Here is a 12,977-nt window from a genome sequence, read left to right on the forward strand (position 1 = left end):
GCGGCTTTCCCTTATCTGTCCCCGGAATTATATTTATTCTATTACGAATGGCTATTAGTCGTTATCGTCATCGCTGTTTTTATCTCGATTCTTATTACGTCCATTGCCTTTTTCTTTATCCTTTTCTCGTTCTTTTTTATTTTGTTTTTCCTCCTTTTCTCGCTCGCGATCGCGTTTCTTATCTGATTTCTGTTCATTTTTTTCATCCGATTTATTATCGTTTTTAGAATCATCTTCATCTTTCTTCTTTTTCACAAAAAGCTCTGGTGCCTTTGGAAACGATAGAATCGGCTCATCCTTTAAAGCTCCTGTGAATAATGCTTGAAATACGGCCGCAGCCGCCTTGGAGCTCGTTGAAAGATAGTGGCTGCTATCCGTTTGGTCATATCCAAGCCATACCGCGCCTACAAGTTGAGGTGTATAGCCCACAAACCAGTTATCCTTTGCGCTGTAGCCTGTCGTTCCTGTCATTTGCGTTGTTCCAGACTTTCCGGCAAGCGGGCGGCCCTCCAGCTCGGCAGCTTCACCCGTGCCTTCCTTGATAACACCCTCCAGCATAGCTGTCATCGTGCGCGCAATTGCAGGCTCCGTTACCTTCTCGCTGCTTGTGCTTTGCTCAAATTCTGCGAGCACGGAACCATCCGCGGATTCTATTCGTGTAATGGCATGCGCATGCATGCGTACGCCGTCATTGGCGAACACGCCGAAAGCTTCAGCCATATGAATCGGTGCTACTCCTTCATGCAGACCGCCCAGGGCAAGACCGAGCGTCCGGTCCTCATCTGTCAATGGAATACCGAATCGTTCGGCTGCATCGATACCTTTTTGAATACCCATCTCGTTTAATAGCTTCACAGCCGGAATATTATAAGAGTTAATAAGCGCTTCGTATAGAGATACTCGGCCGTGAAAGGAGCCGTCTGCGTTCTGAGGCTCATAGCCGTTCATATTAATCGGTTCATCCACCAGCTCATCATTCGGCTTATAGCCCATTTCTAGTGCAGGCGTGTAAACGGCTACCGGCTTGATCGTTGAGCCCGGCTGGCGCTTTAGCTGTACGGCCCGGTTAAATCCGCGAAAGGGCTGCTCTCCTCTTCCTCCCACAAGCGCACGAATGCCGCCATTTCGCGGATCAATCAAGATAGCGCTGCTTTGAATAAGCTGATCGGCGGAACTATCCGGAAATAGTGATTCCTTCGCGTAAACCTGCTCGGCCGCTTGCTGCATTTTTGTATCCAATTCCGTATATATTCTCAGCCCGCCCTGAAGAACTTCGTTCTCCGATAGTCCGTACGCTGTCATCGCCTCGCGGATAATCTGATCCACATAATAAGGATAACTAATATCATCTATCCTGTTAGGCTTGGAGCTTAATAAACGAATGGGCTCATTAACAGCCTTGCTGTATGTCTCATCGCTGATTAAAGCTTGATCCTTCATTAGCTGAAGAACAACATTCCTTCTCTCAAGCGCTTTATCCTTATGCTTATAGGGAGTAAGTGCCGAAGGCGCCTTTACCATGCCGGCCAGCAATGCGGCTTCCGCTATAGTGAGCTGCTTGGGTTCTTTTCCAAAATATGTACTCGCTGCGCGATTAATCCCCCAAGCCCCTTCGCCAAAATAAATTTGATTCAGATACATCCCCATAATTTCCTGCTTGTTGTAATTTTCCTCGATTTTTTTGGCAAGCAGCACTTCGTTCCATTTCCTCGACCAGGTCCGTTCCTGCGACAAAAAAACATTTTTAGCCAGCTGCTGCGTAATCGTGCTGCCGCCTTGGACCGTTCCTCCTGAGGTGAAATTCGTAACAAATGCTCGGCCAATCGCCCGCATATCCATGCCGTCATGTTCGAAATACCGTTTATCCTCTACCGCTACGACAGCATCCACCATATGTTTGGGAATGTCGTCATATCCGATCTCCTCGATTTTATTAAATGAAATACGGGTAGCTTCTGCTCCGCTTTGATCGTACAGGATCGTTGCTGCAGGCAGCGGCACATCAAGCCTGGCAATATCCTGTGCGTTGATCAGAATCCGAAAGGTTGTCCATCCGCCAAGCAATACGATGACCAATAAGGCGGTAAAAAGAACGAGTATCGTCTTTAAAATTTTTCTTTTCTTTTGTAAAGCCGGATTGATTCTCATTATGTTTCCCCCAAGCTGATGCTTATCTCTTTTTTAAACCATTCGCAGACTAATAAGTTTTTTAGTACGTTAGACTCTTTTCCAGAAGATTTGCACAAAAAAATGCCAGAGAACAGCTTCCTGTTCACTAGCATCTTTTAGACTCATTCCTATTTACTTAAACATCATCATTCAGCATTGCTTAAAATTGAATCAAGGCCTTAATCATGCATGTCCATCTTTATGGCATTCTTGCTCTATTTGATTACATCTGCATTTCCGATAGAGAAAGCTGTGCATAAGCCTCTGCCCATAAAAGCGTAAAGCCCTTTCGTTTATCCAAAAATTGTTGGTACTGCACCATTGCGATTTCATCCTCTGGGTTTGTTTTCAAATAAATTTCAAGCTCTGTTATTGTTTGCTCAAGCTCATATAATACATCCCTGCTGCTATGGCTTCTCTCCGCGCTTTTCTGCAACTGATTCCAACCTTCATTCAACGTTTTTCCTCCTGCTGCCCTATTCTATTGTTTTGCAAAGTGATTTGGCAGACCTGCAGCAATAGGGCTTCGTTATCTACTATATTCAGAACCTCTCCATTTAGAACCGGCATTTGGAAAATAACTAAAGAGGATATCACCTGCCGCAATCAAACAAGCCCCGCTGCTGCGGAATGCGCCTTGCATACGACTATTTCCCGAGAAATGATCGAAAATTATCGATAGGTGCAACAACGTTTATTGTAGGCTGCAAATAAGTGAACGGATTGATATGCAGCAGCATCGCATGTATACCCCTTGTTTCAGCACGCACTCACGAGGGTAATGGAGAATAACAAAATCACTAAAGGGAGTGGTTCAAATGGCAACGCAACGTAATCTCGATATTGAAGAACGTCATGTGGAGAAGAAGTCTGATTCCAGCCTGGTCGCATCTACCTTCATCAAATATGCTGCCTATGTCCTCATCTTTTTCGGAGCCTTGTATTTCCTAGTACGTTATGTATTCCCTATGTTCTAAAAGTGACTAGCGTAAAAGGCTGTCGCAGTCCTCTGCGGCAAAAACAGTCGTATCGCAGTCTTATATCAAAAATGAGGCAGCCACAGAGTCGGTTAGACGACTTCGCGGCTGCCTCATTTTCACGCGGGCAGCGAATTACAAGCCGGACATAGGGAGGCGGTTCGGCGATCGTTTTTGTAAAAAGATATACATGCCCGAAGCTGCCGCGCACAAAATGCCCAAGATCAAATATAACGCCTGTACACCCCAATGATCGACAATTAAGCCGCCTACGGCATTGCCAACAATGCCGCCCAGCCCCCAGGTAACCGCTGCGAAAATCGTTTGCATCGTCGCTTTCGTACGGACACTGGAATAGCTCTCGACCACCTCGACTGCCGTACCCGCGGCAAAAGCAAAAGCGATCCCGTCCAATAGCTGCATGGCTAACGTCAAATAAACATCAGCGAAAGTAAATAAAAACAAATATTTAACGGAGTAAATGGCGGAAGCTATAAAAAGCACACGGAACCGACCGATTCTACGGCTTAGCTTAGCCGATATCCAAAACATTGGCACTTCAATAATAGCCGCCACTGCAAACGCGCTGCCAAGCAGACTTTTATCAAATCCAAGCTCTTTGAAATAGATAGGCAAGAACGAAAAGTTGATCGCAACCGACATAAATGTCAGCATGCTGACTCCGACAAAAAGGATAAACGGCCTATTGCCCACAACCTCGCTCATCTGCTCGAAAATCGTTGTTTTCTTTTGCGCAGGTTCTGTTTTTGGGAGCATAAATAGAATGAACGTTAAGACCAAATTGACGGCCAAATAATAAAAGAATATGTAGTCATAGCCGTATTTTTCATATAAAAAACCCGTTATAAAGGCACCGATTGCATAGCTAAGCGCCCCCCAAAGCCTTATGCTTCCGAAGGAGAATCCATCCCTCTTCCCTATCTCTACGGCAATGGAATCGCTGAGCGGTCCCATAGAGGACTGGAACCATGAGAAGAAAAGGGAAAGCGTAATAATCGCGTACAGATTGTCAAAGTAATAAAACAAGGTCCCGATGACAGGTGCTGCAATCGCCGATACTAGCAGTATTATACGGGGATTGCTTGAACGGTCATTCAGCATGCCCATGATAGGCTGAGCAATGACGCTTACCAATGCCCACAAAGATAAAATGAGCCCGACTGTTGTATTGCTGAATCCTTTATCGCTGAAATATAGGCTCATATACGGCATATAGACCGATAACGCTAAGTAAAACAAAAAATAATATGCGGCTAATCTTCTCATGATGGTTCCCCTTTATTTCGCTTTTCATTATGCAATGGTCAGAATGGCCTCCGGTTATGGTAAAATGCGAGAAAGGAACTGACGTATTGATGATAGGAGTGCATCTTAAATGGGACGATTAATCAATCAATATATCCGCAGTGCAGCGGAGAGGGAATATGCCGAGAAAGTAGATGCGTTAGCCATCCGTTTTGCTGAAAGAGCGAATAACCATGACCGGGAAGGCTCATTCCCGCATGACAATTTTGCCGACTTACAGGATGCTGGCTACTTAAAGCTTACGGTACCGAAAATATTTGGAGGCGACGAGGCATCGCTTCACGAACTCGTATCGCTGCAGGAGCGCTTAGCATACGGAGACGGTTCGACTGCGCTGGCAGTCGGCTGGCATCTCGGACAAATGCTCCACCTGCGAACGACTCGGAAATGGCCGGATACACTGTTTGACGAGCTCTGCCGTGCAGTCGTAACGAATGGAGCTATGATCAATACTTTTGCAAGCGAAGCCGCATCAGGAAGCCCCAGCCGCGGCGGCAGGCCCGAAACAACCGCGGTCCGATCAGAAAACGGCTGGCTCATTACAGGCCGCAAAACGTTCAGCACCCTGTCGCCTATACTTGACCGGTTTGTCGTAACCGCTTATATGTCCGAGGAAGAAGCGACAGCTGATTTTCTGATCTTTAAGAACGACCGGGTCAGTATTATCGAAACATGGGATACAATCGGCATGCGCGGAACAGGAAGCCATGATGTCGTTATGCGCGAGGTCTACGTTCCCGATGAACACCGGCTCACCGGAAAAGGCACGGATGATGGCGGAGGCTGGCTTCTTCATATCCCTGCTTGCTACCTAGGCATTGCAATCGCCGCGCGTGATTATGCGATCTCCTTCGCACAAGCCTATCGTCCGAATCATCTTCCAGGCCCAATCGCCGAACTAGCAACGGTTCAACAGGCAATTGGACAGATGGAAATCGAGCTCAGGACGGCCCGCTCGCTCGTTTATGAAGCCGCTGACCGCTGGGATCGCGACAAGGAAAGCCGACTGTCATTGCGGCCTGAGCTGGGACTAGCAAAGTATGTCGCTACGAATAACGCGATTAAAGTGGTCGACATGGCCATGCGAATCGTGGGCGGCGCCAGCTTATCCAAAAACCTGCCCTTAGAACGCTATTATCGCGATGTTCGAGCGGGTCTCCACAACCCGCCGATGGACAATATGGTGCTGCAAACACTCGCGTCAAGTGCCCTAAACGAAAAAGGACAATAACTCATTCCGCAGAGTAGGGTTGAAATAAATCATCGGCGACAAGAGGCTTGGAGGCTTGCTTCCCAGCGATAAAATACTCATATCGACCAAGCCTAGCAAGCGCCTCCCGATCCGGCTGCCATACCCACTCGTCAATTTCGGTTTGGCACCGATGTGCACGGAATGCTGCGAGCTTGGCCGCCAAATGCTCCCGAACATCGATTTTCACAATGTCCTGCTTCGTGTAACCGAATGGCTCGGGGGCTTCCATTGCATTTCCAAAGCTGATGAAATAGAGGGAGCCCTGCTGCCGGGTTCGGTGAAAAGCCGCGGTGGCTGCTTTCCCAATGGCACAGTGATCGGGGTGTCCGCCTAACGTTTCATGAAAGGTCAGTACTACATCAGGACGGATCTCATCCATCAACGCTCCTATTCTTTCGATCAATCGGTTGAAATCATAAAACTCGACCATTTTATCACGGATATCGAAAAATTCCAGACGCTGGATGCCCAGCGCTTCGCAAGCTTCCCGCAGCTCCTTTTCCCGAATCTCAGGCATGGACTCTCTATTTACATAAGGCGGATTTCCCATCCGGCGCCCCATTTCTCCCCGAGTGGCACTTACAAGCGTGATCTGAGCCCCCATGCTCGCATACTTAGCCAACGTTCCACCGCATATAAAGGACTCATCGTCAGGATGAGCAAACACGGCCAGCAGCTTTTGCTTTCGATTATTAGCATTTATTATCAATCCGGAAACGGCTCCTTTCCTAGGTGAAGAGCGACATTCATCCTTCCATACTCGTCAAAGCCGGCAAGCAGCAGCTTACCGTCCGTCCTTATTTCATGATGAGTGAGACCTTCCGAGCGCAGCCAGCCTATTTCATCAAAGCGCAATGCAAGCCGATACGGCCCATCGCCTGCGATAAAAGCTTCTTCGAGCCGCACTTTGAAATTTCGAACAAATACGAAGGAGGTCGCTTCACTATGGAGATAGACCTCTTGCGCTAGGAAGCCTTGGAACGCAGCTTCCAGCTTAGGCTTGTTTATGTAGTTCATCGCCTTTTCATTCCCCTTCGATAAAATTAATAGGAGCTATTACATTTTAGCATGAGCCTCTGTTTGATCACCAACATTTCCTTATCCTTTATTCCGCAATCAAACCAAAAAAGCGCTTCAGACGAATGCCTGAAGCGCTCTTTTGGTTTGCTCTCATGAATTACAAATCGGCAAGCACTTGGTACCAGATGCCTTTTTTCGAATAAAGGTTTTTTCTGACCTCGGGCCAACCGCCTAAATAGGAGATATCGAACAGCTCATCCGGCACCGTATAACGCTCTTTCGTATCCGCGGCAACCTTCTCATCCACTGCACGGAAGCCATGCTCAACGAACAAACGCTGTGCCTCATCGCTATGCAGGTAAGCGATAAAAGCTTCAGCTACCTTCCGGGAGCCATGCTTATCTGCATTCTTATCCACGATGGCTGCCGGATTCTCGATCAAAATCGTGCTCTTCGGCACGACGATGTCGTAATCGACACCCTTCTTAATGCGTGCGAGCAGCTCATTCTCATAAGTGACGATAACATCGCCAACCCCGTATTCAAAGGCGGCCATTGATGCGCGTCCGCTTTTGTCGAGCGATTCCACGTTAGCGTGAACAGCTTTCAGGAAGCTTTTTGCGTAAGCCTCATCCTTCGCGCCGCTTTTCTTTTCCGATTGCTTCAGGCCCGCGCCATAAATGGCATTAATGTCCCACTGCGCCCCGCCTGAGGTCTTCGGATTGGGATAAAGCACCTTAACGCCCTTCCGCGTCAAATCCTCCCAATCCTTAATACCGAGCGGATTCCCGGTACGGGTACCTAATACAACGATGGAGTTCGTAATGTTCCCGCCGTTACTCTGAGCCTTCCAATCATGCGTAATGAAGCCGGCATCCGCGATTTTATCCAGATCGCCTTCCATTGCAAGAATAGCGACATCCGCTTCAAATCCTCCGGCAATCGCACGCGCCTGTGTCCCTGAAGCCTCATACGATTCCTGAAAGGTTACCTTCTGTCCCGTCTCCTGCAGCCAAAAATCTTGGAATGCAGGGAGTACGTCAGCGAAAGCGTCCTTCACCACCGAATATGCACCGATTACAAGTGTTACATCGCCGTCCTGTACGGTAGACCCAGCCGCATTGCCGTTCGTCTGCTCTTCTTTGCCGCAGCCCGCTGCCGCAAGCAGCAGAACTGCAGCTAGCAGCAGGATGAACATGCGCTGACTTGTTGCTCGATTGATTTTCATGTTCGCATACAACTCTTTCTACGTAGCTTATTGGTTAGATATGAATAGGCATTGGATCAACCTTCAATTTGTTTTCCTCAATCCAGCTTTCGTTGTCATTGAACAAGTAAGCACGGTGCACAAGCACGCTGACCTGATCCCCTGGATGCAGCACTTCCTTCTCAAGCGAGCGGTACGTAATCAGCTTTGTATCGCCAACGAGCAGTTCAACCATCCACTCGCTGCCGCGGAAATGCAAATGCTTTACTTTACCTGGGAGCGTAGCCGAGGCCAGCTTAATTTCTCCCGGCTTGCCGATCTCAATATATTCCGGACGAATAAGCGCTTTGGTTCCCGGACGGTTTGCCGCGTCCTCAAAGCCTTTGAGCTGCGAGATATTGTCCACGATCGTGGATTCACCGATAAAGCTGGCGACGAACGGCGTCTCGGGATTTTTATAAATATCCCATGGGCTGCCTTTCTGTTCAAGCTTGCCCTTGCTGATGATCATAATCTCATCGGCTACTTCAATCGCTTCCTCTTGGTCATGCGTAACGAAAATGGAAGTGATGCCGACACGCTCGATCATTTCCTTCAGCCAAGTGCGAAGCTCCGTCCGGATCTTGGCGTCGATAGCCGCGAACGGCTCATCGAGGAGGAGGAGCTGCGGCTCTGGCGCAAGCGCCCTGGCGAAAGCAACGCGTTGGCGCTGTCCGCCGGATAGCTGATGCGCATACCGATGCTCGAAGCCCTTCAGGCCCGTAAGCTCAACCAGATACATGACACGCTCGCGAATTTGCTCCTTGGATTGCTTCTTCACCTTTAAACCGAAAGCTATATTGTCATACACGGTCATATGCTTGAACAGCGCATAGTTTTGAAAGACAAAGCCGATCCCGCGCTCCTGCGGAGGGAGATCATTTACGCGCTTGCCATGGAAAATAATATCGCCCGAGGAAGGGGACTCAAGCCCCGCCAGCATACGAAGTATGGACGTTTTACCGCCGCCGCTCGGTCCGAGCAAGCCGATCAGATGACCTTTTTCGATTTCAAAGCTAACATCCTTCACTGCATGAAAATCGCCAAAGTTTTTGTTTAGGTTCCGTACTTCAATATGCATGGCTTAATGCACTTCCTTTCGTTTTTTCGCCCATTCCATTAGCAGCAGCAGTCCGACGGAAAATGCCGCTAGAACAAGAGCTACGCCATTGGCGGCAACAACGTTAAAATTTTCTACGTCCTGATAAACGAGTGTTGTGGCCGTTTGTGTTTTATTCATAATATTTCCGGAAACGACGAGCACGGCGCCGAATTCGCCAAGTGAACGCGCTACCGTCAGAACAACGCCATAGATAACTCCCCAACGAATCGAGGGCCACGTCACCTTCCAAAACGTATACCATGAGTATGCACCGAGGGTAGATGCCGCTTCCTCCTGCTGCGCTCCGATCTCCTGAAGCACCGGCATAACCTCGCGTACCATAAGCGGGAACGTCACGAACAAGGTGGCTAGAATCATGCCCGGCAGCGCATATACGATCTTGAAGCCCGCATCCTCAAACAGGGTGCCAATAATCGTATTCGGTCCCAAAATAAGAACGATCATCAGACCGCCAATAACCGGCGATACTGCGAACGGCAAATCTACCATGCTGTTGAGCAGACGCTTCATCCGCCGTCCGATCCACTCGGCACGGACAAGATACATCGCCAGCATAATGCCAAACACCGTGTTCAAGCCCGTAACGACTACGACGATGATGCCAGTCATCATAAGCGCGTGCAGCGACTGAGGCCTTGTAATCCCCTCTATAAATCCGCTCCAGCCGTCAGCCCATGAGCCGGTAAAAATTTTGATCAACGGGGCGATAAGCAACAAACCAAAAACGATATACGTTAATGTAATCCACAATCTTCTCATCATTGGTCGCTCCTCCTGCCTTGAATGAGGTTAACCGTCCAGAGGATGAGGAAGGATAGCGTCAGCAGCAGCACCGATACGGCGGCCGCTCCTTGCGGATTACTGCTTTCAATTTCTCCAAAAATATAAACCGATGCGATAAGCGTCTTACCCGGAATATTGCCGGCTACTAGCACGACTGCGCCAAACTCCGCTAGTCCGCGGGAGAAGGCAAGCATAGCGCCGCTTAAAATGCCTGGCAGCATCGTTGGGAATATAACGCTGAAAAAAGTTTTCGCACGTGTAGCGCCTAAGGTATAAGCCGCTTCTTCCTCCGATTTGTCCATTTCCTCCAGCAGCGGTTGAATCGCCCGAATAACGAACGGAAACGTAACAAACAGCATCGCTACGATAATCGCAGGCTCATGAAACACAATCTCGATGCCGATCTTCTCCGCCAAGCCTCCAACGAAGCTATTCGGGCCGAGCAGCAGCAAAATCATCAGTCCGCCGACCGCTGTAGGCAAAGCAAACGGCAAATCGACTAAACTATTGAGCAGGCGCCTTCCCGGAAAACGGTATCGGATAAGTACCCAGCCGATCATCGTGCCGAGAAATACGTTCAGAATCGTTGCGATAACGGCCAGCTTCACCGTAAGCAGCACGGCTTTCCAAGCTAATGGATCAGAGACGCTTTCCCAGAAAGGGGTCCATCCAAGCGAAAATGATTGCGTGTAAATTCCGACGATGGGTAATACGATTAGGATGACAAAATAAAGCATTATGGTGCTTCGAAAACCGAAGCTCCACCCTTTTCCGCGAAACAAAGCATTCACTGTGACTTTACCTCCAGACCATCGGCTCGTGCCGCAGGTGTAGCAAAACAAGTAAAAACATAATTCCTATTAAGTTACTAGGTATTAATAATGTAGCATCCAAACTGGGATTAAGTCAATAATAAATTTAGAAAAACTAATCGCTTTTATAGCCTTTTCTTATGTACCCTTCAGATAAAAGCAGCCCTATGTACAAAAAGAGAGGAGACCAGCTTCCGCTGATACTCCTCATCTTCTTATTCACCCTCAATATAATAGGCATTCTCGCCTTCTGTAACGACCGCCTGCCCTTGCGTCAAATCGGTTATCCAAGCGATAAACGCTTCTGCGTCAGGCGCTTCAGGCAGGCAGCGCACGATGACACGGTCCGTAAAATCCGTTCCGCCCACGCGCGTCCCCTTGCCGTGCAGCTCGTTCTCCAGCTTGCCGTACCATGTATAATCCACATCCACGAACACTTCGCGATGAAGCACGTTTACGATTTCATCAGCCGCCTCGATGCCGGCAACCGCGCCGTCCGTGTATGCTCGGACGAGCCCGCCTGCTCCAAGCATAATGCCCCCGAAATACCGCGTCACGACGACGGCGATATTTTTCAGCCCTTTATGCTTAATGACCTCTAGAATCGGCTTGCCCGCCGTTCCGCTCGGCTCCCCGTCATCGGACGCCTTCTGAAACTGATCTCGCTCGCCCACCATATAAGCAGAACAGTTATGCGTCGCCTGTTTATGCAGCTGCTTGATCTCGTTTATAAACGCGACAGCTTCCTCTTCCGATTCCACTGGCTTCGCGTATCCGATGAAACGGGATTTCTTGATCACGATCTCAGCGCTAGCCTGCTGCCTGACCGTTCTGTATTTCTCCAGCATAGGCTATGGCTCCCGTATACCGATCAAGCCGGCCTGTTACAGCCTTGCTTCCAGCTCGGCTTTTTCTTTCTCAAAGCCCGGCTTGCCGAGCAATGCGAACATATTCTTCTTATAAGCTTCAACGCCCGGTTGGTCGAACGGATTTACGCCAAGCAGGTAGCCGCTGATTCCGCATGCTTTTTCGAAGAAATAAACAAGGTAACCAAATGTATAAGGCGTCATGTCGGCAATGTTTACGATAAAGTTCGGAACTTGTCCGTCCGTATGCGCAAGAAGCGTTCCTTCGAATGCTTTCTTGTTAACGAAGTCCATCGTTTTGCCTGTCAGGAAGTTCAGACCGTCAAGATCCGCATCGTCATGCTCGATGGAGATGTGCTCTGCCACTTCTCTTACTTGAATGACAGTCTCAAAAATGTTCCGGTTACCCTCTTGGATAAACTGGCCCATCGAGTGCAAATCTGTCGAGAAATCTACCGCTGCCGGGAAAATACCTTTAAAATCCTTACCTTCGCTTTCGCCGAAGAGCTGTTTCCACCACTCCGATACGAAGTGCAGCGACGGCTCGTAGTTAACGAGAATTTCAGTTGCTTTGCCTTTGCGGTACAGCGCGTTGCGGGCTGCGGCGTATTGGTAAGCCTCATTCTCAGCAAGGTTAGGGTTGCTGTATTCTTTGGATGCGTCAGCCGCGCCCTGCATGATGGATTCGATATTGATTCCGGCAGCAGCGATTGGCAGCAAGCCTACAGCCGTAAGAACGGAGTAACGGCCGCCAACATCGTCTGGAATGATAAACGATTCGTAGCCTTCCTCGGAGGAAAGCTTTTTAAGCGCGCCCTTCTCGCTATCGGTTGTTGCATAGATGCGTTTGCGTGCTTCTTCTTTGCCGTATTGCTTCTCAAGCGCTGCGCGGAATACGCGGAATGCGATTGCCGGCTCTGTCGTTGTGCCTGATTTGGAAATTACATTGATCGACCAGTCGCGGCCTTCAACGAGCTGCAATAGGTGAGTAACGTAAGTGGAGCTGATGTTGTTTCCTGCGAACAATACCTGCGGCGTTTTGCGCTGCTCTTTAGGCAAAATATTATAGAAAGAATGCGACAACGCTTCGATAGCTGCGCGAGCACCAAGGTAAGAACCGCCGATACCGATTACGATCAGTACCTCCGAATCCGATTTGATCTTTTCTGCAGCTTTTTGGATGCGAGCGAACTCTTCTTTATCGTAGTTAGTCGGAAGGTCGATCCAGCCCAGGTAATCCGAGCCTGTGCCTGTCCCGTTATGTAATTGCTCATGCGCAAGGCGAACAGATTCCGCCATATAATCGATTTCATGCTGACCAATGAAAGTCAGCGCTTTGCTGTAGTCAAACTGTACTGTTTTGCTCATGTAAATTTAAACCTCCTAAAATTTTGTGAAACAAA

Annotated in this window: 13 protein-coding genes; 2 read left to right on the forward strand and 11 right to left on the reverse strand. The window is 48.8% G+C overall.

Annotated features, from left to right (window positions below):
• Positions 1 to 54: 54 nt before the first annotated feature.
• Positions 55 to 2,148 (reverse strand): transglycosylase domain-containing protein, encoded by a 2,094-nt coding sequence (locus AC1DLI_RS03885; RefSeq protein WP_477599839.1) that lies wholly within the window; start codon positions 2,146 to 2,148, stop codon positions 55 to 57.
• Positions 2,149 to 2,392: 244 nt separating this feature from the next.
• Positions 2,393 to 2,626, reverse strand: a complete 234-nt coding sequence (locus AC1DLI_RS03890; protein ID WP_477599841.1) for a hypothetical protein — start codon at positions 2,624 to 2,626, stop codon at positions 2,393 to 2,395.
• Positions 2,627 to 2,987: 361 nt separating this feature from the next.
• On the opposite strand from AC1DLI_RS03890, the gene AC1DLI_RS03895 reads away from it, so the two are divergent.
• Entirely contained in the window at positions 2,988 to 3,146 is a 159-nt protein-coding gene (locus AC1DLI_RS03895) for a hypothetical protein (protein ID WP_477599843.1), read from the forward strand.
• Between the two features lie 135 nt (positions 3,147 to 3,281).
• Here the strand turns inward: AC1DLI_RS03895 and AC1DLI_RS03900 are convergent, their stop codons facing one another.
• Positions 3,282 to 4,433 (reverse strand): MFS transporter, encoded by a 1,152-nt coding sequence (locus AC1DLI_RS03900; protein WP_477599845.1) that lies wholly within the window; start codon positions 4,431 to 4,433, stop codon positions 3,282 to 3,284.
• A 109-nt stretch (positions 4,434 to 4,542) separates the two neighbouring features.
• Between AC1DLI_RS03900 and AC1DLI_RS03905 the strand changes: the two genes are divergently transcribed.
• On the forward strand, positions 4,543 to 5,703 hold the full coding sequence (locus tag AC1DLI_RS03905) for an acyl-CoA dehydrogenase family protein (protein WP_477599847.1): 1,161 nt from the start codon (positions 4,543 to 4,545) through the stop codon (positions 5,701 to 5,703).
• A 1-nt stretch (position 5,704) separates the two neighbouring features.
• Here the strand turns inward: AC1DLI_RS03905 and AC1DLI_RS03910 are convergent, their stop codons facing one another.
• From AC1DLI_RS03910 to AC1DLI_RS03945, 8 genes are all read right to left on the reverse strand, one after another.
• On the reverse strand, positions 5,705 to 6,433 hold the full coding sequence (locus tag AC1DLI_RS03910) for a PIG-L family deacetylase (protein ID WP_477599849.1): 729 nt from the start codon (positions 6,431 to 6,433) through the stop codon (positions 5,705 to 5,707).
• The gene (locus AC1DLI_RS03915) at positions 6,430 to 6,741 is read right to left on the reverse strand and encodes a DUF1806 family protein (RefSeq protein WP_477599851.1); all 312 of its coding nucleotides are present in this window, start codon (positions 6,739 to 6,741) and stop codon (positions 6,430 to 6,432) included. Before AC1DLI_RS03915 ends, AC1DLI_RS03910 begins: the two co-directional genes overlap by 4 nt.
• Before the next feature lie 160 nt (positions 6,742 to 6,901).
• A complete protein-coding gene (locus AC1DLI_RS03920; protein WP_477599853.1) occupies positions 6,902 to 7,972 on the reverse strand; it encodes a sulfate ABC transporter substrate-binding protein in 1,071 nt (356 codons plus the stop codon).
• Between the two features lie 34 nt (positions 7,973 to 8,006).
• On the reverse strand, positions 8,007 to 9,071 hold the full coding sequence (locus AC1DLI_RS03925; RefSeq protein WP_308997185.1) for a sulfate/molybdate ABC transporter ATP-binding protein: 1,065 nt from the start codon (positions 9,069 to 9,071) through the stop codon (positions 8,007 to 8,009).
• A gap of 3 nt (positions 9,072 to 9,074) precedes the next feature.
• Complete coding sequence (locus AC1DLI_RS03930; protein WP_308997258.1) at positions 9,075 to 9,872, reverse strand: sulfate ABC transporter permease; 798 nt, start codon at positions 9,870 to 9,872, stop codon at positions 9,075 to 9,077.
• Positions 9,872 to 10,633 carry a sulfate ABC transporter permease subunit CysT gene (gene cysT / locus AC1DLI_RS03935; RefSeq protein ID WP_374992121.1) on the reverse strand — a complete coding sequence of 254 codons (762 nt, stop codon included), beginning with the start codon at positions 10,631 to 10,633 and terminating at the stop codon, positions 9,872 to 9,874. The genes AC1DLI_RS03930 and cysT overlap by 1 nt, the downstream gene beginning before the upstream one ends.
• A gap of 290 nt (positions 10,634 to 10,923) precedes the next feature.
• Positions 10,924 to 11,556, reverse strand: coding sequence for a YigZ family protein (locus AC1DLI_RS03940; RefSeq protein WP_308997183.1), 633 nt, complete (start codon positions 11,554 to 11,556; stop codon positions 10,924 to 10,926).
• Positions 11,557 to 11,592: 36 nt separating this feature from the next.
• Positions 11,593 to 12,942, reverse strand: a complete 1,350-nt coding sequence (locus AC1DLI_RS03945; RefSeq protein ID WP_477599856.1) for a glucose-6-phosphate isomerase — start codon at positions 12,940 to 12,942, stop codon at positions 11,593 to 11,595.
• Positions 12,943 to 12,977 lie beyond the last annotated feature (35 nt).

The sequence above is a fragment of the Paenibacillus sp. 01T443 genome (assembly GCF_056398325.1).

Bases quoted from the DNA above. Each gene is read 5' to 3' on its own strand.
- AC1DLI_RS03885 (WP_477599839.1), bottom strand. From the start codon at position 2,148: ATGAGAATCAATCCGGCTTTACAAAAGAAAAGAAAAATTTTAAAGACG.
- AC1DLI_RS03895 (WP_477599843.1), top strand. From the start codon at position 2,988: ATGGCAACGCAACGTAATCTCGATATTGAAGAACGTCATGTGGAGAAG.
- AC1DLI_RS03900 (WP_477599845.1), bottom strand. From the start codon at position 4,433: ATGAGAAGATTAGCCGCATATTATTTTTTGTTTTACTTAGCGTTATCG.
- AC1DLI_RS03905 (WP_477599847.1), top strand. From the start codon at position 4,543: ATGGGACGATTAATCAATCAATATATCCGCAGTGCAGCGGAGAGGGAA.
- AC1DLI_RS03915 (WP_477599851.1), bottom strand. From the start codon at position 6,741: ATGAACTACATAAACAAGCCTAAGCTGGAAGCTGCGTTCCAAGGCTTC.
- AC1DLI_RS03920 (WP_477599853.1), bottom strand. From the start codon at position 7,972: ATGAAAATCAATCGAGCAACAAGTCAGCGCATGTTCATCCTGCTGCTA.
- AC1DLI_RS03925 (WP_308997185.1), bottom strand. From the start codon at position 9,071: ATGCATATTGAAGTACGGAACCTAAACAAAAACTTTGGCGATTTTCAT.
- AC1DLI_RS03930 (WP_308997258.1), bottom strand. From the start codon at position 9,872: ATGAGAAGATTGTGGATTACATTAACGTATATCGTTTTTGGTTTGTTG.
- cysT (WP_374992121.1), bottom strand. From the start codon at position 10,633: ATGCTTTATTTTGTCATCCTAATCGTATTACCCATCGTCGGAATTTAC.
- AC1DLI_RS03940 (WP_308997183.1), bottom strand. From the start codon at position 11,556: ATGCTGGAGAAATACAGAACGGTCAGGCAGCAGGCTAGCGCTGAGATC.
- AC1DLI_RS03945 (WP_477599856.1), bottom strand. From the start codon at position 12,942: ATGAGCAAAACAGTACAGTTTGACTACAGCAAAGCGCTGACTTTCATT.